Source organism: Amycolatopsis sp. PSD-21, assembly GCF_055561455.1.
This window is the reverse complement of the sequence record NZ_CM145712.1, coordinates 6,422,527-6,445,794: the sequence shown is the minus strand read 5'-3', so window position 1 is coordinate 6,445,794 and position 23,268 is coordinate 6,422,527. Positions and strand designations below refer to the sequence as shown.

Sequence of the window (23,268 nt, the reverse complement as noted above, 5' to 3'; positions counted from 1 at the left end):
CGATTCGGGTTCTAACCCGAATCGCCACTCACGACCCACTGGACCGGCCGCTCACCGGAGCTACAGGCTCAGTGCCGCCACCGCTGCGCCGCGGTGATCTCCTCCGGGGTCGCGTGCGCGAACCGCTCGATCTCCGCCCGCCGCACGTCCACGATCGTCGTCGCCAGCGGAGCGCCGAACGCGGCCGCGAGATCCTTGTCCGCCTCGAACGCGGCGACGGCCTCCTCCAGCCGCTGGGGCAGCCGCTCGATCCCGCGAGCGGCGCGCTCCTCCTCGGTCAAGGTCCCGGGGTCGACGTCGAGCGGCACCGGAAGGGTCGCTCCCTCGTCGGTTCCGGCCATCCCGGCGAACAGCAGGGCGGCCGCCAGCAGATACGGATTCGCGGTCAGGTCGAAGCATTTGACCTCGAGGTTCGCCGCCGAGTCCCGGTTCCCGGCGACGCCGCGCACCAGCCGCAGCGGCGTCTCCCGGTTCTCCAGTCCCCACCCGCCGTACACGCCCGCCCAGTGGTGCGGCTCCAGCCGCAGATAGCTGACGACCGACGGAGCCCCGATAGCGAGCAGCGCGGGCAGCCGCCGCAGGATTCCCGCGCTGAACGACTCGGCGGCAGGCGTCAGTCCGAAAACCCTTTCCCCACCGGAGAAAAGGTTCCGGCTGCCGTCCCAGACGCTCAGGTGCACATGCCCGCCGTTGCCGACGCCGGCGGGCGCGAACTTCGGGGTGAAGGACGCCTTCAGCCCGTGCCGGTGGCTGAGCGCGCGGATCGTCTCCTTCGTCAGGACGGCGACGTCGGCCGCGCGCACAGGGTCGGCTACGGCGACCGACAGCTCGAACTGACCGTCGGCGTACTCGGGATGGATCTGCTCGACTCCGAGCCCTTGTTGGTCCAAAGTGGACACCAGGGCGCGGAGATAGTCCGCGTGCTCGGAAAGCCTCGCGTAGCCGTACGCCGGGCCCGCGGTGGCCGAGGTCGGATCGTCCGGGGCGCCGGCATCGGTGATCACCCATTCGATTTCGAAGCTCATCCGTGCCCGCAGTCCCCGGGCGGCGAGCCGGTCCACCGCGGTCGCCAGCAGGGCACGCGGATCCTGTGGATGCGGCTCGCCCTCCTGGTCGAGTTTCGTCACCGGTGCCCAGGCCCAGCCGGGTTGCCCGGCGAGCACGGTCAGCGCGTCGAGGTCCGGATGGAGCCGGAGGTCACCGACCGGGCCCAGGGAATGCTCGCCGCCGGTGATGACGTCGTCCGAGCCGAAGAAATCGAAGGATTTCGAAGCGCCGACACCCCACGCGGCCGCGGACGGCAGTTTCCGCAGCGGCACCGCCTTGACCCGCGCGATCCCGGCGTTGTCCACGAAGGTCAGCGCGACGAGCTCGACACCACGGGCCCGGAGCTCCCCGGTGAGGGCGGTCGCGCGGGCGGTCAGTGCTTCCCGGTTCACCATGGTTCCTCATCCTGGCCGCGATCGGAGGCCCTTGCCACGCCCGGATCCGGTCATAGGGTGAGGCCGCACTCGTCGATCACGAGAAGGGACGCGCCCATGCCGGCAACCCCGATCCTGCCGTTCGTCGCCCGGACGAGGCTGGTGGATCACCACTGCCACGGCGTCGTCACCGGTGATCTGGGCCGGATCGAGTTCGAACAGCTGCTCACCGAGGCCGACACCGTCTCGTCGCTGGGCACGACCCTGTTCGACTCGCTGATCGGGCTCGCGGTCCGCGCCCGCTGCGCCCCGGTGCTCGACCTGCCGCCGCACGTCCCGGCCGAGGTCTATCTGGCCCGTCGTGCCGAACTGGGCGCCACCGAGGTCAACGCGCGGTTCCTGCGCGGCACCGGCACGACCGAATTCCTGCTCGACGGCGGCTTCCTGCCGGACACGCTGACCACGACCGAGCAGTTCGCGGCCCTCTCCGGCGCCCGCGCGCGGGACATCGTCCGGCTCGAACAGGTCGCCGAAGCGGTGATCGGATCCACCACCGCGGCCGGATTCGCGACGGCGTTCGTGGCGGAACTGGCGAGACGCGCGACGACCGCGGTCGGGTTCAAGTCCATCGCCGCCTACCGGGTCGGCCTCGACCTTGCGGGAGAGCGGCCGACGGACAGCGAGGTCACCGAAGCGGCGGGCCGCTGGCTCGCGCGGATCGAGGCGGGCGAACCGGTCCGGCTCGCGGACGAGGTGCTGCACCGGTTCCTGATCTGGACCGGGATCGACCTGGCCCTGCCGATCCAGTTCCACGTCGGTTTCGGCGACTCCGATGTCGATCTGCATCGCTGCGATCCGCTGCTGCTCACCGGGCTGCTGCGGGCCACCCGGTCACACGGGGTGCCGATCATGCTGCTGCACAACTATCCCTTCCACCGGAACGCCGCGTATCTGGCGCAGGTGTTCGAGCACGTGTTCGTCGACGTGGGACTCGCGACGCACAACGCCGGTCATCGTGCGCCGGCGATCATCGCGGAGACAATGGAGATCGTGCCCTTCGGGAAGCTGCTGTTCTCCACGGACGCGTTCGGGCTCGCCGAGCTGTACCACCTCGGCACCGCGCTGTTCCGGCAAGGACTGTCCGACTTCCTGTACGCGGGACTCACTGCGGACGTACTGTCCGAAGTGGACGCGCATCGGATAGCGGCGCTGGTGGGACACCGCAACGCCGAACGGGTGTACGGGCTGGAGGGGACATGACGGAACTGGACGAACTGCAGGACCGGTGGGAGGCCGCCGTCGAGGCGGAGCTGCCGTCCGCGATCGAACTGCGGCACCGGGTGCACGCCGATCCGCGCGCGTCGGGGGACGAGGAGGACACCGCGCGGGTCCTCGTCGAGGCGCTGGGCATCGACGAAGGGGTCCCGGTCGCCAAGACCGGGCGTGCCGTGCTGCTGCCGGGCACCGCGGCGGGACCGGCCGTGGCGCTTCGCACCGAACTGGACGCGCTGCCGGTCGCCGAACGCACCGGGATCCCGTGGGCCTCGGAGACGTCGCTGATGCACGCGTGCGGGCACGACGTGCACATGGCCGCGCTCGTCGCCACCTGCCGCGCGGCCGCCGTGGTCGGCGTGCCCCGGCCGCTGCTCGCACTCCTGCAGCCGCGTGAGGAGACGTCGCCCTCCGGCGCGCTGGACATCGTCGAGTCGGGCGTGCTCACCGAGTACGGCGTCGAGTCGGTCATCGGCGCGCACGTCCAGCCCAGGCTCGCGGCGGGCGTGGTGTCGGCGGTGCCGGGACCGGTCAACGCCTCCACCGACGAATTCGACGTCGTCGTCCGCGGCCAGGGCGGGCACGCCGGCTACCCGCATCTGCTGCGGGACCCGATCCTCGCGCTCAGCCAGATCGTGGTGAGCCTGCAGCAGCTCGCGAGCCGCCGGGTCGACCCGGTGTTCGGCGCGGTCTGCTCGGTCGGGCGGATCGAAGCCGGGACGACGGCGAACGTCGTCCCGAACGAGGCCCGCCTGTCGGGCTCGCTGCGGCTGATGCGCGCCGACGACCGCGACCTCGCCCTGGAGGGGCTCGCCGAGGTCGTCCACGGCACCGCGAAGGCGCACGGCTGCCGGGCGGAACTGGAGATCAGCCCGTGCGAACCGGTGCTGCACAACGACGCCGGGCTCACCCAGCGCGCGCACCGGCGGCTCGTCCGGTCGGGGGCGGGCGTGGACACCGACTTCCGGTCGTTCGGCGCCGACGACTTCGCGCACTACTGCGGGATGACCCGCGGGCTGATGATGTTCGTCGGCCTCGGCGACACGGCGGGCGCGCCCAGCCTGCACGACGAAGTGTTCCTGCCGCCCGACGCGGCCATCGGGCACGTCGCGTCGGCGCTGATCGCGGGCTATTTGGCCGCCGTCGAGGGCTGACGCCCCCAAGAAGCCGGCGAAGCGCTACGGTGGCCGACGTGAATACCGCCTCGGCAGCGTTCCTCGCGACCATCCCCAGTCCCGACCAGGGCGTCTGGCATATCGGGCCGGTCCCGATCCGGGCCTACGCGCTCTGCATCATCGCCGGCATCATCGTGGCGATCTGGCTGGGCGAGCGGCGCTGGGTGAACCGCGGCGGCACGAAGGGCACGGTCATCGACGTCGCCGTCTTCGCGGTGCCGTTCGGCCTGGTCGGCGGGCGGTTGTACCACGTCATCACCGACAACCAGCTGTACTTCGGCGAGGGCAAGAACCCGCTCAACGCGCTGAAGATCTGGGACGGCGGCCTCGGGATCTGGGGTGCCATCGCGCTCGGCGCCGTCGGCGCGCTGATCGCCTGCCGCCGCCGGGGGATCCCGCTGCCCGCGATGGCCGACGCGCTCGCGCCGGGGATCGTGATCGCGCAGGCGATCGGGCGGATCGGCAACTACTTCAACCAGGAGCTCTACGGCGCGCACACCGACCTGCCGTGGGGCCTGGAGATCTACCAGCGCTACAACCCGACCAACCCGGACGACTTCCTGAACGGCGTCGCGCTCGGGCACGTCCCGCTGCCGGACAGCCCGGTGCACCCGACGTTCCTCTACGAGCTGCTCTGGAACCTCGGTGTCGCGCTGCTGATCATCTGGGCGGACAAGAAGTTCCGCCTCGGCCACGGCCGCGTGTTCGCGCTGTACGTCGCCGGGTACACCGCGGGCCGGTTCTGGATCGAGATGATGCGGACCGACACCGCGAACCACATCCTCGGCCTGCGGGTCAACGTGTGGACCTCGATCCTGCTGTTCGTCGCGGCGATCGTGTATTTCGTCCTCGCCGCCAAGCGTGGGCCGCGGGAAGCGCCGGAAACCTTGTGGAGCAAGGACGTGCCGCGGGAGGACTCCGGCGACTCCGCCGAGCCCGCCGATGAGACGCACGCGGACGTGGCGGCGGCTCCGGACACCGTCCGGGACTCGGCCGCGGACAAGGCGACCGAGGACCCGAAGCCCGACGCGGAGAAGTAACGCTCTTCAGTACGTGAAGGCCCCCTTCATTGCGCTAGACGCAATGAAGGGGGCCTTCACGTACTTCCGGCATCCGGGACCCGCCGCGGTGAATCGCGTGCCCAGACGGACGACACATGTGTCCAGACGGACGACACATGTGTCCAGACGGACGACACGCGTGATCAGGTGGACGGCACGCGAGAGAACCTGGCCGCGGCCCGTGTCGTCCGTCCAAGCACGCGTGTCGTCCGTCTGATCACGCGTGTCGTCCACGCAGTCACGGGAAGGCGCGGTCAGGGCGAGACCAGGCCCCGGCCAGTCACCAAAGGCAGGTCCAGCGCCGTCAGCAGCCCGGGCGGAGCCGCCACCACCGCCGGGATCGCGTTCACCAGCCGCATCGCGGTCGCCTTCAGGCCGGCCGTGTTGTGGTCGCCGTCGGTGCCGACCAGGCGCAGGTCCAGCACGTAGTTCGGCTCCCCGGTCACCTGGACGCGGTAGCAGCCTTGCCCGGTCGGCTGCGGCCAGTCCGGCCCGAGGTCGCCGCGCAGGCGCGTGATGTGCTCCAGCACGCACACCGCCCGCCCGCCGCGCAGGCCGCGCACCTCGAACCGCAGCGCCGCCGCCGTGCCCTCTTTGATCGTTCCCGAAGCGATCTCGAACGTTTCGGGAGCCGGGAGCCGTTCGTAGACCTCCTCGACGGCGTCGAGTTCGACGTCCAGCCCGGCCGCGAGCTGCCGCACGACACTGCCCCAGGCGAGCGACAGCACGCCGGGCTGCAGCAGCAGCGGCAGATCGTCCATCTCCCGGCCGAAGCCCATGATGTCGAACAGGACCTTGCCGTTGTCGTATGTCGAATAGTCGAGGATCTCCAGGCAGCGCACCTCGTCGATCCGTTCGCACACGCCGGTGAGCACCAGCGGCAGCCAGTCGTTGGCGAAGCCGGGGTCGACACCGTTGACCCACAGCGAAGCGCCGCCTTCGCGGGCGGCCTCCCGGATCGGCTCGATCATCTCCGGCGGGACGACACCTTCGGGGTACTGGAGGAACACGGGGCTGCTGGACACCACGTTGATCCCCGCGCGCAGGAAGCGTTTCAGATCTTCGACCGCCTCGGGCAGCCGGTCGTCGGCCATCGCCGTGTAGAGCACGCAGTCCGGCTTCAGCGCGATGAGGGCGTCCGCGTCTGTCGTCGCGGCGACGCCTAACGGCCGTCCGAGCCCGGCCAGTTCCCCGGCGTCCACACCCGCCTTGGCCTCGCTCGAAACCCAGACCCCGGCGAGTTCGAGATCGGGGCGGGCGTCGATCCCGGCCAGCGCGTGGCGGCCGACGTTCCCGGTACTCCACTGGACCACGCGCACTGCGTTCGCCTCCTACAGATCGGGCAGACCAAGTTCCAGGTTCGGAGCCTGCAAGCCACCGTCGACTTCGATGATCTTGCCGGTGACGTACCGGCCGGCGCCCGACGCCAGGAACACGACGGTGGCCGCGATGTCCTCGGCCTCGCCGATCCGGCGCAGGGGAGTGGCGGCCTCCATCCGGCCGCGCAGTTCGTCGTTGCCCACCACCACTTCGAGCGCGGAGGTCGCCACCGAGCCGACCGAGATCGCGTTCACCCGCACCTTCGGCGCGAGATCGGCCGCCGCGAGCCGGGTGTAGTGCGCCAGCGCGGCCTTCGCCGTCCCGTACGCGGCGAAGCCACGGCCGGTCACGCGGCCCATGACCGACGAGATGTTGACGACCGATCCGCCCGTCGCCAGCAACGACGGGGCCGCCGCGACGGTCAGCGCGTGCGCGGTGGAGACGTTGAAACGAAAGGCTTCTTCGAGGAAATCGGCGGTGGTTTCCAGCAGCGGCCGGGGATAGGTGCCGCCGACGTTGTTGACCACCAGGTCCAGCCGTCCGAACTCCGCCGTCGCGACCCGCGCCAGCTCGCCCGCGGCGGCCGGGTCGCTCAGGTCGGCGGGCACCACGTGCGCTCGTCGGCCGGTGGCGGCGACCAGGGCCGCCACTTCGTCGAGCTGGGTTTCGGTGCGGGACGAGATCACCACGTCGGCACCGGCCTCGGCGAGCGCCACGGCCGTCGCCGCGCCGATCCCGCGTCCGGCGCCGGTGACCACGGCGACCTGGTCGGTGAGCCGGAAACGGTCCAGGATCATACGCGAAACTGTAACACGTTCTATTTCCGGTGTCCCGGGCTCGCGCGAGGGGCCGGGAGTGACTAGGGTCGCCTCACCGCGTCTCGTGACATCCCGGAACGGGACATATACTTAGCGGAACGAACTACTGTGACCTCATCAGGAACTGTGTCGTTCCGGGCGTCCAGATCGTTACCCATCCGCGGGCTTTCGCGTCCGCCGAACTGATGCCGACGTGTTTCACAGGTGTTAAAGTCGCGCTAACGAACGGGCCATCGTCGTCCCGTGCGCATTCCCCCGGCCGGCCCCGCCCGGCCGCTGAGCACAGACGACGAAGGAGGTCCCTTCATGATCTTCTCCGCCATTCCAGGCAAACAGGGTCTCTACGATCCCGAATCCGAACAGGACTCCTGCGGTGTGGCCATGGTGGCCGACGTCCGCGGGCGGCGTTCGCACGGAATCGTCACCGACGGCCTGTCCGCGCTGACGAACCTCGACCACCGCGGTGCCGCCGGCGCCGAGCCGACCAGCGGTGACGGCGCGGGCATCCTGCTGCAGCTCCCGGACGAGCTGCTGCGGGCCGAAGTGGACTTCACGCTGCCCCAGGCGGACGCCGACGGTCACCAGACCTACGCGACCGGTATCGGTTTCCTGCCCTCGGACCTCGAGGAGCGGAACAAGGCCATCGCCCTGATCGAGCGGATCGCCGGCGAAGAGGGCCTCGACGTCCTCGGCTGGCGTGAGGTCCCGGTCGACGCCGATCGCGCCGACATCGGCCCGACGGCACGTTCGGTGATGCCGCATTTCGCGATGCTGTTCGTCGCGGGCGCCGAGGCCGACGGGCGATGTCCCGCCGGGCTCGAACTGGACCGCCTGGCCTTCTGCCTTCGCAAGCGCGTCGAGAACGAGAGCGTGACCGCGGGCTGCGGCACCTATTTCCCGTCGCTGTCCTCGCGCACCATCGTCTACAAGGGAATGCTGACCCCCGAGCAGCTCCCGCTCTTCTTCGCCGACCTGACCGACACCCGGCTCACCAGCGCCATCGCGCTCGTGCACTCCCGGTTCTCCACCAACACCTTCCCGTCGTGGCCGCTGGCGCACCCGTTCCGGTTCGTCGCGCACAACGGCGAGATCAACACCATCCGGGGCAACCGCAACCGCATGCGCGCCCGTGAGGCGCTGCTCGAATCGGATCTCATCCCCGGCGACCTGACCCGCCTGTACCCGATCTGCTCGGCCGACGCGTCGGACTCCGCCTCCTTCGACGAGGTGCTGGAGCTGCTGCACCTCGGCGGCCGGTCGCTGCCGCACGCGGTGCTGATGATGATCCCCGAAGCGTGGGAGAACCACACCGGGATGAACGCCCAGCGCCGTGCGTTCTACCAGTTCCACGCCAGCCTCATGGAGCCGTGGGACGGCCCGGCCTGCGTCACCTTCACCGACGGCACCCTCGTCGGCGCCGTCCTCGACCGCAACGGCCTGCGCCCCGCCCGCTGGTGGCGGACGGCGGACGACCGTGTCGTCCTGGCCAGTGAGGCGGGCGTGCTCGACGTCGCCCCCGCGGACGTCGTGGCCAAGGGCCGCCTCAAACCCGGCCGCATGTTCCTGGTGGACACCGAAGCGGGCCGGATCGTCGACGACGAAGAGGTCAAGTCGGAGCTGGCCAAGGAACTCCCGTACGAGGGCTGGCTGCACGCCGGTCTCCTGCAGATCGCCGACCTCCCGGACCGCGATCACATCGTGCAGAGTCACGATTCCGTGCTGCGGCGCCAGCTTTCCTTCGGCTACACCGAAGAAGAGCTGAAGATCCTCCTCGCGCCGATGGCGCTCAAGGCCGCCGAGCCGATCGGCTCGATGGGTTCCGACACCCCGCCCGCGGTGCTGTCGCAGCGTTCACGGCTGCTCTACGACTACTTCAAGCAGAACTTCGCGCAGGTCACCAACCCGCCGCTGGACGCGATCCGCGAAGAGCTCGTCACCTCGATGAGCCGGATCATGGGGCCCGAGCGCAACCTGCTCGCCCCCGGCCCGGCCTCCTGCCGTCACGTGCAGCTGCCGTATCCGGTGATCGACAACGACGAGCTCGCCAAGCTGATCCACATCAACGACGACGGCGACCTTCCCGGCTTCGCGTGCAGTGTCCTTTCCGGACTGTACGAAGTGGACGGTGGCGCCGACGCGCTGGCGTCCGCGATCGAGCGGGTCCGGCGCGAGGCCTCCGAGGCGATCGAGGCGGGCGCGCGCACGCTGGTCCTGTCCGATCGCGACTCCGACCACCGGATGGCGCCGATCCCGTCGCTGCTGCTCGTCTCCGCGGTGCACCACCATCTGGTGCGCACCAAGGAAAGGCTGCGGGTCGCGCTCGTCGTCGAGACCGGCGACGCCCGCGAGGTCCACCACATCGCGCTGCTGCTCGGCTACGGCGCCGCGGCGGTGAACCCGTACCTGGCCTTCGAGACCATCGAAGACATGATCTCGACCGGCGGCATCACCGGGATCGAGCCCGCCACCGCGATCCGCAACTACGTCAAGGCGCTCGTGAAGGGCGTCCTGAAGATCATGTCGAAGATGGGCATTTCGACCGTCGGTGCGTACACCGCGGCGCAGGTATTCGAATCCTTCGGGTTGAGCCAGGATCTGCTCGACGAGTACTTCACCGGGACGTCGTCGAAGCTCGGCGGCGTCGGGCTGAGCGTGCTCGCCGAAGAGGTCGCCACGCGCCACCGCCGGGCGTACCCGGACAACCCGACCGATCGGGTCCACCGTGGACTCGAGACCGGCGGTGAGTACGCGTACCGCCGCGAGGGCGAACTGCACCTGTTCACCCCGGAGACCGTCTTCCTGTTGCAGCACGCGACGAAGACCGGCCGGGAAGAGGTGTACAAGAAGTACTCCGACGAGGTGCACCGCCTGTACCGGCAGGGTGGTGCGCTGCGGGGGCTGTTCTCCTTCCGCGAGGGCGCGCGCGAGCCCGTCCCGCTGGACGAGGTCGAGCCCGTCGAGGCGATCTTCAAGCGCTTCAACACCGGCGCGATGTCCTACGGCTCGATTTCGGCCGAGGCGCACGAAACGCTCGCCATCGCGATGAACCGCATCGGCGGCCGGTCGAACACCGGTGAGGGCGGGGAAGACCCCGAGCGGCTCTACGACCCGGCGCGCCGTAGCGCGATCAAGCAGGTCGCGAGCGGCCGGTTCGGCGTCACGAGCGAGTACCTGGTCAACGCCGACGACATCCAGATCAAAATGGCGCAGGGCGCGAAGCCGGGCGAAGGCGGGCAGCTGCCGCCGAACAAGGTGTACCCGTGGATCGCCCGCACGCGGCACTCGACGCCGGGCGTCGGGCTGATCTCGCCGCCGCCGCACCACGACATCTACTCGATCGAGGATCTGGCCCAGCTGATCCACGACCTCAAGAACGCCAACGAGAACGCCCGCATCCACGTGAAGCTGGTGTCCTCGCTCGGCGTCGGCACGGTCGCGGCGGGCGTGTCCAAGGCGCACGCCGACGTCGTGCTGATCTCCGGCCACGACGGCGGCACCGGCGCCTCCCCGATGAACTCGCTCAAGCACGCGGGCACCCCGTGGGAGATCGGGCTCGCCGAGACGCAGCAGACGTTGCTGCTCAACGGTTTGCGCGACCGGATCACCGTGCAGGTCGACGGCGCGATGAAGACCGGCAAGGACGTCGTCATCGCCGCGCTGCTCGGCGCGGAGGAGTACGGCTTCGCGACCGCGCCGCTGATCGTCGAGGGCTGCGTCATGATGCGCGTCTGCCACCTCGACACCTGCCCGGTCGGTGTCGCGACCCAGAGCCCGGATCTGCGCAAGCGGTACACCGGCCAGGCCGACCACGTCGTGAACTACTTCCGGTTCGTCGCCGAAGAGGTCCGGGAAACGTTGGCGGCGCTCGGTTTCCGCACCCTCGACGAGGCCATCGGGCACGCCGAGATGCTGAACACCGACGAGGCGGTCGAGCACTGGAAGGCCTCCGGTCTCGACCTCGCGCCGATCTTCGAGATGCCGACGGAGACCCCGTACGGCGGGGCGAAGCGGCGCACGCGCACGCAGGACCACGGCCTGGAGCACGCGCTCGACCGGACGCTGATCCAGCTCGCCGAGGCGGCGCTGGAGGACGCGCATCCGGTGAGGCTGGAGCTGCCGGTGCGGAACGTGAACCGGACCGTCGGCACGCTGCTCGGCTCCGAGATCACCCGCCGCTACGGCGGCGAGGGCCTGCCCGAGGACACGATCCACGTGCTGCTGACCGGTTCCGCCGGGCAGTCGCTCGGCGCGTTCCTGCCGCGCGGCATCACGCTCGACATGGTCGGCGACGCGAACGACTACGTCGGCAAGGGTCTTTCGGGCGGGCGGATCATCGTGCGCCCGCATCCGGACGCGAAGTTCGCGGCGGAAGGCCAGACCATCGCCGGGAACACGCTCGCTTACGGCGCCACCGGCGGCGAGATGTTCCTGCGCGGCCAGGTCGGCGAACGATTCTGCGTACGCAACTCCGGCGCCGTGGTCGTCGCCGAGGGGGTCGGCGACCACGCCTTCGAGTACATGACCGGTGGGCAGGCCGTGGTGCTCGGCCCGACCGGGCGCAACCTCGCGGCGGGGATGTCCGGCGGCGAGGCCTACGTGCTCGACCTGGACCGCGGCAAGGTCAACGAGGAGATGGTGAACCTCCAGACGCCGTCGTCCGAGGATCTCGCCTGGCTCAAGAAGACCGTGCAGAAGCACTACGACCTCACACGTTCGGCCGTGGCCGCGTCGCTGCTCGGCGACTGGCCGCGTCGCTCGGCGGCGTTCACCAAGGTGATGCCCCGCGACTACCAGCGTGTCCTTGACGCGGCGAAGGCGGCGCGTGCCGCGGGCCGCGACGTCGACGAAGCGATCATGGAGGCCGCTCGTGGCTGATCCGACGGGTTTCCTGAAGTACGAACGCGAAGAGCCGAAGAAGAAGTCCAAAGAAGAGCGTCTCGCCACCTGGGGCGAGGTGTACGCCGACGTGGAGCCGGCCGAGCGCAACGAGCAGGTGCGCAAGCAGGCTTCGCGGTGCATGGACTGCGGCATCCCGTTCTGCCATTCCAGTGGTTCCGGCTGCCCGCTGGGCAACCTGATCCCGGAGTGGAACGACCTCGTGCGCCGCGGCGACTGGGCCGCGGCGAGCGACCGGCTCCACGCCACCAACAACTTCCCCGAGTTCACCGGGAAGCTGTGCCCCGCGCCGTGCGAGGCGGGCTGCGTCCTGTCGGTCTCGCCGCTGTCCGGTGGCCCGGTGGCGATCAAGCAGGTCGAGCAGACCATCGCGGACCAGTCGTGGGAAGCGGGCTACGTGCAGCCGCAGATTTCGGCCGTGTCGTCGGGGCAGCGGGTCGCGGTCGTCGGCTCCGGCCCCGCCGGGCTCGCGGCCGCGCAGCAGCTGACCCGCGCCGGCCACGAAGTGACCGTCTACGAACGGGACGACCGGCTCGGCGGCCTGCTGCGGTACGGCATCCCCGAGTTCAAGATGGAGAAGAAGGTCCTCGACCGGCGGCTCGCGCAACTCCGCAAGGAGGGCACGAAGTTCGTCACCGGCTGCGAGGTCGGCGTCGACCTGACCGTCGAGGAACTGCGGGCGGGCTACGACGCGGTGGTCCTCGCCGTGGGCGCGCTGCGCGGCCGCGACGACACGACGACACCTGGTCGCGAGCTGGCCGGGATCCACCTGGCGATGGAACATCTGGTCCCGGCCAACAAGTACGTCGAGGGCGACGGCCCGTCGGCGGTCGACGCGGCGGGCAAGCACGTGGTCATCATCGGCGGCGGTGACACCGGGGCCGACTCGTACGGCACCGCGACCCGTCAGGGCGCGCTTTCGGTGACCCAGCTGGACCAGTACCCGACGCCACCGTCCACAAGGGACGACGAGCGGTCGCCGTGGCCGACCTGGCCGTACATTCTGCGCACCTACCCCGCGCACGAAGAGGCGGGCGAGCGCAAGTTCGCCGTCGCGGTCACCCGGTTCATCGGTGACGACGAAGGCAACGTGCGTGCCGTCGAACTCCGGCAGGTCCGCGTGGTCAAGGACCCGGAGACGGGCAAGCGCATGGTGACCTCGATCAACGACGAGGTCGAGGAACTGCCCGCCGACCTCGTGCTGCTCGCGATCGGGTTCGAGGGTGTCGAGCACATGCCGCTGCTGGACGGTCTCGGCCTTTCGCTGACCAAACGCGGCACGCTCTCGTGCGGCGCGGACTGGCAGACGTCCTCACCCGGCGTGTTCGTCTGCGGCGACGCGCACCGCGGGGCTTCGCTGGTGGTGTGGGCGATCGCCGAGGGACGCTCGGTGGCGAGCGCGGTGGACGCGTACCTGACCGGTGCTTCGGACCTGCCCGCTCCGGTGCACCCGACGGCGCTGCCGCTCGCGGTGGTCTGACACTCCGGGGGCGACGCGACCGGCAGAGCGTCGCGAAAGCCACTTTCGGGACACCTGATGTCCCGAAAGTGGCTTTCGCGACATGGGCGGGCCGGTGGAGGCCCGCACGGACTTCCGGTAGTGCGGGTTCGCGTGATCAGACGGACGACACGCGTGACTGAATGGACGACACGACTGGCGGCCGGGGCCTGCCGCGAGTCGTCCGTCTGATCACACGTGTCGTCCGTCCAAGCACGTGTGTCGTCCGTCTGGTCACGCGAACGAACCGCTCACGAGGCCTAAGACCAACGTCACGTCCCGCTCCCACCGAAGGTGGAGGTCCCGGGTCAGGCTCCGGGCCGACGCGGTAGGGCAGTCGGCCACGTCAAGCTCTCCGCATGAGAAAAACGTTGGCGCTACTGGCTTTCCTGCCACTGACCATGGCCATCCCGGCCACCGCCGAAGCGGCTCCGGCGCTGCGCTGGACGTCGCCGTGCCCGGACTACGGCGTGACACCCTCACCGACGGCCGGTCTCGAATGCGTGAAGCTCAAGGTGCCGCTGGACTACGCCGATCCCGGCGGGCGGACCATCGAACTCACCGTCTCCCGTAAGGCGAGTAAGTCGCCGAAACGGCGCGGCGTGCTGCTGATGAATCCTGGCGGCCCCGGCAGCCCCGGCCTGGCCATGCCCGCGCAGCTCGCGGAGCGACAGGGACAGTCCGGGCTGCTCGACAGTTACGACATCATCGGATTCGATCCGCGCGGGACCACCTACAGCACGCCGGTGACCTGCGACCTCACCGAGGAGCAGAAGTTCATCCTCGTCGGCCCGTACGCGGAGGGCCCGCGCGACGTCGCCGAGAAGGCGGCGAAGTCGCGTGTGGTGGCGAAGCAGTGCGCCGAGTCGAAGACGGCGGAACTACTGCCGCAGATGACCACCGCCAACACCGCGCGCGATATGGACCGGATCCGCGAGGCGTTGGGGGAGCGGAAGATCTCGTACTACGGCGTCTCGTACGGGAGCTACCTCGGCGCCGCCTACGCGTCGATGTTCCCCGCGCGCACGGATCGGATCGTGCTGGACAGCCTCGTCGGCCCCGGCGGACTGGACGTACAGGCCCATCAGCGTTTCGCCGACGGCTTCGACGATCGTTTCGGCGACTTCACGGCCTGGGCGGCGGCCCGGGACGACGTCTACCACCTCGGGCGGACGCAGGCCGAGGTGACGGCGAAGTTCTTCGAGCTGGCCGAAAAGCGCCCGGGCATCCGAAGCGACACCTGGGGAGCGCTGTACGACGACGCGAACTTCCCACGTCTCGCCGAGCAGTGGACCGCTCCGTCCGCGAAGGCACAGGGCGGTCCGCTAGACACCGACAACCACGCCGCGCTCCAGCTCCAGGTGCTCTGCAACGACTCCGACTGGCCGGAAAGCGTGCGCTACTACCAAAAGGCGGTCGAACGGGCCCGCGTGACGCATCCGATGTTCGGCCCCGCCGCCGCCAACATCACGCCTTGCGCGTTCTGGCCTGCCGAACGCCGCGAGCCGCCGGTGCGGATCCACGACCGCGGACCGTCGAACATCCTGCTGGTGCAGAACCTGCGCGATCCGGCGACGCCGCTTGTCGGCGCCCGCGAGATGCGGTCGGCGCTGGGCGCGCGGGCGAAGTTCGTCACCGTGGACGCGGGCGGGCACGGCGTCTTCACCATGGGGAACGCCTGCGGAGACGACTTCGTGCTCCGGTACCTGCGGGACGGCGCCCTCCCGGTGGCCGACGCGCACTGCCGCTAGACCGAACGGCCCATACGCCACCCCGGATGCGGCCGAACGGCCGCTTGTACGCCCGGTAGCAGGACAAATACTTTCGAAATGTCGTGCAAGTCATACGGCAATTCACCGGTGGCGAAAGGTGGTACGCCATGAAGAGGACGGCTTCCCGGACGGGGATCCTGGCGGCGCTCGTCGGGCTGGCGGTGACGGGGCTGACCGCCGTCGCGAGTCCCGCGCACGCCGGACCGGTCCAGCATCAGGCAGCGACCGGCGCGCAGGCGGTGGCGGCCTACTGGACGCCCGAGCGGATGCGGTCGGCGGTGCCGATCGAACAGCTGGTCCAGGCGCCCGCCTTCACCCCGAAGGACGTCGCGAAGGGCAAGAGCACGATCATCCAGAGCATCCCCAACGGTGGGGGCGCATGGACCGGGGCAGGCAAGGTCGTCCAGACCGCGGGCCGGGTGTTCTTCACCATGGGCGGGCGGAACGCGTCGTGCTCCGGTGACGCGGTCACCAGCGCGAACGGCAGCGTCGTGATCACCGCCGGGCACTGCGTGAAGTACCAGGGCGCCTGGCACACGAACTGGACCTTCGCGCCCGGCTACAACAACGGCAACACGCCCTACGGCACCTGGGCCGCGAAGAGCACGCTGACCACTCCGCAGTGGGAAGCGAGCGAGGACATGAACTACGACATCGGCGCGGCCGTGGTCGGCCCGCTCAACGGGCAGAAGCTGACCGACGTCGTCGGCGCGCAGGGGATCGCGTTCAACCAGGCGCGCAACCAGTCGATGTACACGTTCGGGTACCCGGCGGCGGCGCCGTACGACGGCTCGAAGCTGATCTACTGCAGCGGGAGCACGTTCACCGACTTCCTGCTCACCAAGGACCACGGGATGAGCTGCGACATGACCGGCGGTTCGAGCGGCGGCCCGTGGTTCCTCAACTTCAGCGAGGCGACCGGCGCGGGCGTCCAGGCCTCGGTGAACAGCTTCGGCTACACCTTCCTGCCCGGTTACATGTTCGGCCCGTACTTCGGGACGGACGCGCAGAACCTCTACAACAAGGCGCAGGCCGCCTGATCAGCCCGCCGCCCGTCCACGTTTTGGGACTTTCGTCCCGGTGGGCGGGCGGCTTTCGGCGCGGCATATCCTGGTCCGGTGAACTGGACAGTGGACGTTCCCGTCGACACGCTCCCCGAACTGCCTCCTCTGCCTCCCGAGCTGCGTGACCGGCTCGACGACGCGCTTTCCCGGCCCGCGGCGCAGCAGCCCGAGTGGCCGGACGCCGAGCTGACGAAGCGCGTGCGCGGCGTGCTGGAGAGCGTGCCGCCGATCACCGTCCCCGCCGAGATCGACCGCCTCTCCGACCGGCTCGCCATGGTCGCCCGCGGCGAGGCGTTCCTGCTCCAGGGCGGTGACTGCGCGGAGACGTTCGAGTCGAACACCGAGCCGCATATCCGCGCCAACCTGCGCACCCTGCTGCAGATGGCCGTCGTCCTCACCTACGGCGCGAGCCTGCCGGTGGTGAAGGTCGGCCGGATCGCCGGCCAGTACGCGAAGCCGCGTTCGGCGTCCACCGACGCGCTCGGCCTGCCGGTGTACCGCGGCGACATCATCAACTCGCTCGTCGCCAAGCCCGAGCTCCGCGTGCCCGACCCCGGCCGGATGATCCGCGCCTACGCGAACGCGGGCGCCGCGATGAACCTCGTCCGCGCGCTCACCGGCGCCGGCATGGCGGACCTGCACCAGGTGCACGACTGGAACAAGGACTTCGTGAAGTCCTCGCCCGCCAGCGAGCGCTACGAGGCGCTGGCCTCGGAGATCGACCGCGGCCTGCGGTTCATGTCGGCCTGCGGCGTCACCGACACCTCGCTCCAGTCCACCGAGATCTTCGCCAGCCACGAAGCGCTGCTGCTGGACTACGAGCGCTCCATGCTGCGGATGGACCGCGCTGACGCGGCGAACCCCAAGCTGTACAACCTGTCGTCGCATTTCCTCTGGGTGGGCGAGCGGACCAGGCAGCTCGACGGCGCGCACATCGCCTTCGCCGAATTGCTGGCCAACCCGATCGGCCTCAAGATCGGCCCGACGACCACGCCGGAGCAGGCCGTCGAGTACGTCCGCCGCCTCGACCCGCGGAACGAGCCCGGCCGCCTGACGCTGATCGCCCGGATGGGCAACGGCAAGGTCCGCGAGGTGCTGCCCGCGATCGTCGAGAAGGTCGAGGCGTCCGGGCACAAGGTCATCTGGCAGTGCGACCCGATGCACGGCAACACCCACGAGTCTTCGACGGGCTACAAGACCCGGCACTTCGACCGGATCGTCGACGAGGTGCAGGGCTTCTTCGAGGTGCACCGCAAGCTCGGCACTTACCCGGGCGGCATCCACGTCGAGCTGACCGGCGAGGACGTCACCGAATGCCTCGGCGGCGCGCAGGAGATCTCGGATCTGGACCTTTCGGGCCGGTACGAGACCGCTTGCGACCCGCGTCTGAACACGCAGCAGTCGCTGGAGCTGGCGTTCCTGGTCGCGGAGATGCTGCGCGGCTGACCGGTCCCACGACAAGTGCGTGAAGGCCCCCTTCCCTCGGCTCAGCCGAGGGAAGGGGGCCTTCACGCGCTTCAGTGAGCGGTGTCCAGCAGGCGCGCAGCCGACTTGAGCACGCCGTCCCGCAGCGAACCCACGTCCGAGACCGCCGCCCCGTTCGCCTGAAGTCCGATGTGGACCGAGTCGCGATAGGTCGCCACCGCGATCCCGATCGCCTGCCGCGGCGCCAGCGGCACGAACGGGTACACACCGGAGACCTTCGTCCCGTCCAGGGTGAGCCGGTTGGGCGGCACCGGCACCGTGGTGATCACGAGGTCGAACAGCAGCGGCGCGGCCAGCCCGGCCGCCTTCGAGCCGAGCCGGTGCAGCATCGGCGGCATCCGGTCGGCGAGCAGCGGGAACGCGCCAGGGCCCCGGGCCGGGCCCGCCGCCTTGTTCCGGCTCATTTCGCGCTGGACGGCCAGCAGCCGCTCCACCGGGTCGTCGAGGCCGACCGGCAGGTCGCAGAGATAGCCGGACAGCTTGTTCCCGCCGAGCTGCTCGGCGGCGCGCCCGCGCACGCTGACCGGGATGAGCGCCCGCAGCGTCCGGTCGTCGGCACGCTGGCCGCGGTTGATCATCCAGTCGCGCAGCGCGCCGCTGAGGATCGCCAGCACGACGTCGTTGGCGGTCCCGCCGTGGGCCCGGCGGATCCGCCGGATCTCGGCGGTGTCCAGCCGGACGAGACCGAGCCGTCGTTCGGTCGACGGCGGCGCGCTGATCGGCGACAGCGGCGAACGGGTCGCGCGGACGACCGAAGAGGCGATGCCGGCCTGGGCCAGCGTCGAGCCGACGGCCTCCTTGACAGCGTCCACAGGGGAGCGAGGCGCGGGCGGACCGGTGCCGCTGTGCGGACGCCTCGGCGCGCGGGGGAGTTCGTCGAGCAGGCCGACCGCGACGGCGTACGCGCCCGCCCCGTCGGTGAGGGCGTGGTGCAGTTTCAGCAGCAACGCGAACTCGCCGTCCGGCAGGCCGGTGACGAGATGCAAGTCCCACAAGGGTTTTCCGGTGTCGAGCGGCCGTCCCATCCAGCGCGAGGCGTAGGCGGAGAGCGGGTCCGGTTCGTACAGGGAGCTCAGGTGGTGATGTGAAATATGTTCACTGGCAACGAAATCCGGGTCCTCGGCCCAGATGGCGGCGCCGGGCGGGAACAGCGCGGTGCGGGGGCGCTGACGAAGCTTGGGGAGCCTGGCCGCCCGTTCGGCGAGCAGCGTGGTCAGCTCGCGCGCGTGCACCTGCCCGTGCGGGCGGAAGGTGACCACCGCCCCCATGTGCATGGGCGTCGTTTCGCTTTCCAGGCAAAGGAAAGCGACATCGAGTGCGCTCAGCTGCAGGCCTGACATCAGTGACCTTTCTCGGTACTCCGGCGGCGATGGGCACAACTGCACCAGCCTGACATGACGGGCGGGTGGTCGTCATGTTTCCTCGGCGCTAACTACCGCCGGTTTCACTCGAACGATGGGATCACGTTCGGACATGGACCACGGCTCTGCGACAGATGGTGGACAGTGCGTCCCGGGGTAACTCGTTAGCGGATCATCCGGGGAAACCGGCAGACTGCACCACCATGACCGACGAACCGAAGCGCCCCGAACCGCCCCTCACCGGCGACGAGCGCACGCAGCTGAACGGCTTCCTCGACTTCCTCCGCGCCACGGTCGTGTGGAAGTGTTCCGGCCTCACCGACGAGCAGGCCCGGCGGCCCCTCGTCCCCAGCGAACTGACCACCGTCGCCGGTCTGCTCGGGCATCTGACCCTCGTCGAGCAGTACTGGTTCAACGTGGTGCTCAACGGTCAGGAGGACGTCTGGAAGGAGGCACTCGAGGCCGACCCGGACGCCGAGTTCCGGGTCGCCATGCAGACCCCGATCGAGCAGCTGATCGCCGCCTACGAGGCCGAGTGCGAGCGGAGCCGCAAGATCGTCGCCGCGATGGGGCTCGACGACGAGGTTCCCTTCCGCGGCGATCGCAAGGTCAACGTCCGGTTCGTGGTCGCGCACATGATCGAGGAGACCGGCAGGCACGCCGGCCACCTCGACCTGCTGCGCGAGCTGACCGACGGTCTCACCGGGGAGTGACGCGGCGCGGGGGCAGAGGGAAGAACCCGCTGGTCCGCTCGACGTACGCCGCGTATCCCGGCCGGGAACGCCGCAAGCCCCTCTCCAGCAAAGGTTTTCCGGTCCCCTTGGCCAACGTGTACGTCATCGCGATCGGCGACAGGATCGTCGCCGCCCCCACCCAGCTCGAACACGCGAGCAGATACAGGCCCCACCACACGCACGCGTCGCCGAAGTAGTTCGGATGCCGGGTGTAGCGCCACAGCCCGCTGTCGAGCACCTTCCCCTTGTTGTCCGGGTCGGCCTTGAAGCGCCGCAGCTGCTCGTCGCCGATCGCCTCGAACCCGAAGCCGACCAGCCACACCGCGACACCGAGCCACGCGGTCACCCCGAAGGCGTCGCCGTACATCGCGAACTGGACCGGCAGCGAGACGAACCAGAGCACCACGGCCTGGACCAGGTACACGCGGATGAACAGCTTGAGTGCCGGGTTCTCCCCGGCGTTCTCCGCCATCCGCACGTAGCGCGGGTCTTCGGGCAGCTTGTGGTTGCGCAGGTGGAGGTGGACGCCGAGGCGTACGCCCCACACCGCGGTCAGCAGCGCGGCGACCACCCTCAGCGCGACCGAACCGTCCCCGAGCGGAGCCGCGACCAGCGCGACGAGCGCGAAGCCCGGCCCCCACAGCGTGTCGACGGTGTCGTACCGCTTCCGCCATCGCGCGATGCCGAAGGTGACGACGAAGGCCAGCAGCGTCGCGCCCGCCGTGATCGCGAGGGTCCCGCCGAGCGGCATCAGGACCACTCCCGGGTGGCGGGCAGCGCGCTCAGCCCCTCGTGGGAGGTACGGACGGCGAGGATCTGGTCCACGCCCATCCGGTTCTCTTCGAACGCGAGCGCCCCGCCGACCAGGTACAGCCGCCAGACCCGTGCGCCGGATTCACCGATCAGCGCGACGACGTCGTCCCAGTTGCTTTCGAGCGTCTTCTCCCAGGCCCGGACCGTCCGCACGTAGTGCTCGCGCAGCGCGTGGACGTCGCGGATCTCGAAGCCGGCGGTCTCCAGGTGCCCGAGCGTGCGGCTCAGCGGCCGCATCGTCATGTCGGGGGCGATGTAGCGCTCGATGAACGCGCCGCCGCCGGGGGCCACCGCGCCGCGGGACATCTGCTGCAGGACCAGCCGTCCGGTGGGCTTGAGCATCCGGTACAGCGTCCGCGTGTACTCGGGGTAGTTCTCCTCGCCGACGTGCTCACCCATCTCGATGGACGCGACCGCGTCGAAGGGCTCGTCGGCGAGCTCGCGATAGTCCTGCCGCCGGACCTCGACCCGTTCCTCCAGATCGTGCTGGGCAAGGCGGGCGCGGACGTGCTGCCGTTGCTCCGCCGACAGCGTGATCCCGACGGCCTGGACGCCGTGGTGCTTCGCGGCGTGCACCAGGAGCGAGCCCCAGCCGCAGCCGACGTCGAGCAACCGCATCCCGGGCCGCAGGCCGAGCTTCCGGCAGATCAGCTCGAGTTTGTCCCACTGGGCCTGCTCGACGCCGTACCCGTCCTCGTCGGACGTCCAGTACCCGGTCGAGTAGGCCATCGATTCGTCGAGCAACAGCTGGTAGAAGGCGTTGCCGAGGTCGTAGTGGTGCGCGATCGCCGACTTGTCCCGGCGCAGGGTGTGCAGCTTCCCGGACAGCCGGGCCTCCTCGGCGGGCGGTTTGGGCGGCGGCCCGACGACGCCGAGGCCCACCGCGAGCCGCAGCGCCTCGGCCCATTCGCGGGGGCCGAGCTTCGCGCCACGCGTGGCACCCGATCGGGTCAACGCCCAGATCCGGCGGAATCCGTCGGCGAGGTCGCCTTCGACGTCGAGATCACCTGAGACGTACGCCCTGGCCAGACCCAATTCGCCGGGGGAGTAGAGGAGACGGCGCAGCGCACGCCGGTTGCGGAGGACCACGGTCGGGGCATCCGGCGGACCGGCGCGTACGCCATCCCAGGTACGCAGGCCGACCGGAAGGGAGCCGCCGAGGAGCCGCTCGGCGAACGGGGCTAGGCGGGACGCGGGACTGTTCGGCATAGTCGTCATTCGCTCCCGGACCGGAAAGGGATGGGTCGGATGCCGCGCCGGTTCACGAGATCCAATCCTCGCCCGCCCCGGCTCCGAATGCCTCATGTGCACACCAAAGGTCGACGCATCGGCGTCATCGGCAGCGGCGTGGCCGGTCTCACGGCCGCGTACCTGCTGCAACGCCGCTACGAGGTACTGCTGTTCGAAGCTGACGACAGGCTCGGCGGCCACGCCCACACCCACGACGTCCCGAGCGCGCACGGCGGCACCGTCGGCGTCGACTCCGGGTTCATCGTGCACAACGAGCGTACCTACCCGAACCTGCTCCGCCTCTTCGCCGAACTGGGCGTCGCCACCCGCGACACCGAGATGTCGATGAGCATCCGCTGCGACGGCTGCGGGCTCCAGTACGCCGGCGCGAAGGGACTGACAGGCCTGTTCGCCCAGCCGCGCAACGTCGCGCGGGGCAGGTATCTGCGGATGCTCGCCGACGTCAAACGCTTCCACCGGCACGCGAAGCGCGTCCTCGACGCGCCCGAGGCCGGAGACGTCACCCTCGGCGCGTTCCTCGCGATCGGCGGGTACACGAAGTACTTCGTCGACCACTTCATGCTCCCGGTCGTCTCGACCGTCTGGTCCGCCGACCGCACCGACACGCTGAGGTACCCCGCCCGGTACCTGTTCGAGTTCCTGCGCAACCACGGGATGCTGTCGGTCGGCGGGTCACCGAGGTGGCGCACCGTCGTCGGTGGCTCGCGCGAGTACGTCCAACTGGCCGCCAAGCAGCTGACGGCCGTACACCTGTCGACGCCGGTCCGTTCGGTAAAGCGCACCGCCCGGGGCATCGAGGTCCGCGACGACGCCGACACGCGGCACCGGCTCGACAAGGTCGTCCTGGCCACGCACGCGGACCAGGCACTGAAGCTGCTCTCCTCGCCGACCGAGGCAGAGCGCGAGGTCCTCGGCGCGTTCCGGTACTCCAGCAACGAGGCGTGGCTGCACACCGATACCGGCGTGCTCCCGACGGCGGATTCGGCGCGGGCGGGCTGGAACTACGCCACCCCGTTCTGCGGTGCCGGGCACGGCGCGGTCCAGGTGTCCTACGACATGAACCGCCTGATGCGGCTCGACGAACCGACCGGCTACGTCGTCACGCTCAACCCGGGCACCGCGCCCGACGCCGGTTCGGTGCTGGCCAGGATGACCTACGAGCATCCCGTCTACACCCCGGAATCCGTTGCCGCCCAGCGCCGGCTGGGCGAGCTGAACGACGACACGGTCGCCTTCGCCGGCGCGTACCACGGCTGGGGGTTCCACGAGGACGGCTGCGCGTCCGGCGTGCGCGCGGCCGAGAACTTCGGGGTGCGCTGGTGACCGT

General features: G+C 69.9%; 16 protein-coding genes. 10 read left to right on the top strand and 6 right to left on the bottom strand.

The genetic code is table 11. The features are described from left to right. Nucleotides 1-68: 68 nt before the first annotated feature. Nucleotides 69-1,442, bottom strand: a complete 1,374-nt coding sequence (locus ACZ1DY_RS30050; RefSeq protein ID WP_465481671.1) for a glutamine synthetase family protein — start codon at nt 1,440-1,442, stop codon at nt 69-71. Nucleotides 1,443-1,538: 96 nt separating this feature from the next. Between ACZ1DY_RS30050 and ACZ1DY_RS30045 the strand changes: the two genes are divergently transcribed. The 3 genes from ACZ1DY_RS30045 to lgt are packed head-to-tail and all read left to right on the top strand — an operon-like array spanning nt 1,539 to nt 4,908. Beyond that, nucleotides 1,539-2,681: an amidohydrolase family protein gene (locus ACZ1DY_RS30045; protein ID WP_465481670.1), complete on the top strand. Its 1,143-nt coding sequence runs from the start codon at nt 1,539-1,541 to the stop codon at nt 2,679-2,681. Beyond that, nucleotides 2,678-3,847 (top strand): M20 metallopeptidase family protein, encoded by a 1,170-nt coding sequence (locus ACZ1DY_RS30040; protein WP_126733700.1) that lies wholly within the window; start codon nt 2,678-2,680, stop codon nt 3,845-3,847. The genes ACZ1DY_RS30045 and ACZ1DY_RS30040 overlap by 4 nt, the downstream gene beginning before the upstream one ends. Before the next feature lie 29 nt (nt 3,848-3,876). Continuing rightward, nucleotides 3,877-4,908 carry a prolipoprotein diacylglyceryl transferase gene (gene lgt / locus ACZ1DY_RS30035; RefSeq protein WP_465481669.1) on the top strand — a complete coding sequence of 344 codons (1,032 nt, stop codon included), beginning with the start codon at nt 3,877-3,879 and terminating at the stop codon, nt 4,906-4,908. A gap of 275 nt (nt 4,909-5,183) precedes the next feature. On the opposite strand, the gene ACZ1DY_RS30030 is transcribed toward lgt, so the two are convergent. Together ACZ1DY_RS30030 and ACZ1DY_RS30025 are read right to left on the bottom strand one after the other, a co-directional pair. Further along, nucleotides 5,184-6,248 (bottom strand): NAD(P)H-dependent amine dehydrogenase family protein, encoded by a 1,065-nt coding sequence (locus ACZ1DY_RS30030; protein WP_465481668.1) that lies wholly within the window; start codon nt 6,246-6,248, stop codon nt 5,184-5,186. Between the two features lie 12 nt (nt 6,249-6,260). After that, complete coding sequence (locus tag ACZ1DY_RS30025; RefSeq protein ID WP_257485400.1) at nt 6,261-7,046, bottom strand: SDR family oxidoreductase; 786 nt, start codon at nt 7,044-7,046, stop codon at nt 6,261-6,263. Between the two features lie 327 nt (nt 7,047-7,373). On the opposite strand from ACZ1DY_RS30025, the gene gltB reads away from it, so the two are divergent. The 5 genes from gltB (at nt 7,374) to ACZ1DY_RS30000 (ending at nt 17,743) form a co-directional block, all read left to right on the top strand. Beyond that, the gene (gene gltB / locus ACZ1DY_RS30020) at nt 7,374-11,942 is read left to right on the top strand and encodes a glutamate synthase large subunit (RefSeq protein WP_465481667.1); all 4,569 of its coding nucleotides are present in this window, start codon (nt 7,374-7,376) and stop codon (nt 11,940-11,942) included. Beyond that, a complete protein-coding gene (locus tag ACZ1DY_RS30015; RefSeq protein WP_465481666.1) occupies nt 11,935-13,443 on the top strand; it encodes a glutamate synthase subunit beta in 1,509 nt (502 codons plus the stop codon). Before gltB ends, ACZ1DY_RS30015 begins: the two co-directional genes overlap by 8 nt. Before the next feature lie 377 nt (nt 13,444-13,820). Next, nucleotides 13,821-15,212: an alpha/beta hydrolase gene (locus ACZ1DY_RS30010; RefSeq protein ID WP_465481665.1), complete on the top strand. Its 1,392-nt coding sequence runs from the start codon at nt 13,821-13,823 to the stop codon at nt 15,210-15,212. Nucleotides 15,213-15,340: 128 nt separating this feature from the next. After that, nucleotides 15,341-16,273: a trypsin-like serine peptidase gene (locus ACZ1DY_RS30005; RefSeq protein ID WP_126733693.1), complete on the top strand. Its 933-nt coding sequence runs from the start codon at nt 15,341-15,343 to the stop codon at nt 16,271-16,273. A 78-nt stretch (nt 16,274-16,351) separates the two neighbouring features. After that, entirely contained in the window at nt 16,352-17,743 is a 1,392-nt protein-coding gene (locus ACZ1DY_RS30000) for a class II 3-deoxy-7-phosphoheptulonate synthase (RefSeq protein ID WP_034319228.1), read from the top strand. A gap of 71 nt (nt 17,744-17,814) precedes the next feature. Here the strand turns inward: ACZ1DY_RS30000 and ACZ1DY_RS29995 are convergent, their stop codons facing one another. After that, entirely contained in the window at nt 17,815-19,122 is a 1,308-nt protein-coding gene (locus ACZ1DY_RS29995; protein WP_465481664.1) for a wax ester/triacylglycerol synthase family O-acyltransferase, read from the bottom strand. Nucleotides 19,123-19,346: 224 nt separating this feature from the next. On the opposite strand from ACZ1DY_RS29995, the gene ACZ1DY_RS29990 reads away from it, so the two are divergent. After that, entirely contained in the window at nt 19,347-19,856 is a 510-nt protein-coding gene (locus tag ACZ1DY_RS29990) for a DinB family protein (RefSeq protein ID WP_126733692.1), read from the top strand. Here the strand turns inward: ACZ1DY_RS29990 and ACZ1DY_RS29985 are convergent. Continuing rightward, nucleotides 19,843-20,628: a DUF1295 domain-containing protein gene (locus ACZ1DY_RS29985; RefSeq protein WP_257485405.1), complete on the bottom strand. Its 786-nt coding sequence runs from the start codon at nt 20,626-20,628 to the stop codon at nt 19,843-19,845. The two genes, ACZ1DY_RS29990 and ACZ1DY_RS29985, sit on opposite strands and share 14 nt — an antisense overlap. Continuing rightward, complete coding sequence (locus ACZ1DY_RS29980) at nt 20,628-21,899, bottom strand: class I SAM-dependent methyltransferase (RefSeq protein ID WP_465481663.1); 1,272 nt, start codon at nt 21,897-21,899, stop codon at nt 20,628-20,630. The genes ACZ1DY_RS29985 and ACZ1DY_RS29980 overlap by 1 nt, the downstream gene beginning before the upstream one ends. Nucleotides 21,900-21,986: 87 nt before the next feature. Here ACZ1DY_RS29980 and ACZ1DY_RS29975 point away from each other — a divergent pair, with 87 nt between their 5' ends. Then, entirely contained in the window at nt 21,987-23,264 is a 1,278-nt protein-coding gene (locus tag ACZ1DY_RS29975; RefSeq protein WP_465481662.1) for an NAD(P)/FAD-dependent oxidoreductase, read from the top strand. The last annotated feature ends 4 nt before the right edge of the window (nt 23,265-23,268 follow it).

Excerpts from the sequence above, each read along its gene's own strand:
- ACZ1DY_RS30025 (WP_257485400.1), bottom strand. The coding sequence starts at position 7,046 with ATGATCCTGGACCGTTTCCGGCTCACCGACCAGGTCGCCGTGGTCACC.
- ACZ1DY_RS29990 (WP_126733692.1), top strand. The coding sequence starts at position 19,347 with ATGACCGACGAACCGAAGCGCCCCGAACCGCCCCTCACCGGCGACGAG.
- ACZ1DY_RS30010 (WP_465481665.1), top strand. The coding sequence starts at position 13,821 with ATGAGAAAAACGTTGGCGCTACTGGCTTTCCTGCCACTGACCATGGCC.
- ACZ1DY_RS30050 (WP_465481671.1), bottom strand. The coding sequence starts at position 1,442 with ATGGTGAACCGGGAAGCACTGACCGCCCGCGCGACCGCCCTCACCGGG.
- ACZ1DY_RS30040 (WP_126733700.1), top strand. The coding sequence starts at position 2,678 with ATGACGGAACTGGACGAACTGCAGGACCGGTGGGAGGCCGCCGTCGAG.
- ACZ1DY_RS29975 (WP_465481662.1), top strand. The coding sequence starts at position 21,987 with ATGCCTCATGTGCACACCAAAGGTCGACGCATCGGCGTCATCGGCAGC.
- ACZ1DY_RS29985 (WP_257485405.1), bottom strand. The coding sequence starts at position 20,628 with ATGCCGCTCGGCGGGACCCTCGCGATCACGGCGGGCGCGACGCTGCTG.
- ACZ1DY_RS30005 (WP_126733693.1), top strand. The coding sequence starts at position 15,341 with ATGAAGAGGACGGCTTCCCGGACGGGGATCCTGGCGGCGCTCGTCGGG.
- ACZ1DY_RS29980 (WP_465481663.1), bottom strand. The coding sequence starts at position 21,899 with ATGCCGAACAGTCCCGCGTCCCGCCTAGCCCCGTTCGCCGAGCGGCTC.
- ACZ1DY_RS29995 (WP_465481664.1), bottom strand. The coding sequence starts at position 19,122 with ATGTCAGGCCTGCAGCTGAGCGCACTCGATGTCGCTTTCCTTTGCCTG.
- gltB (WP_465481667.1), top strand. The coding sequence starts at position 7,374 with ATGATCTTCTCCGCCATTCCAGGCAAACAGGGTCTCTACGATCCCGAA.
- ACZ1DY_RS30045 (WP_465481670.1), top strand. The coding sequence starts at position 1,539 with ATGCCGGCAACCCCGATCCTGCCGTTCGTCGCCCGGACGAGGCTGGTG.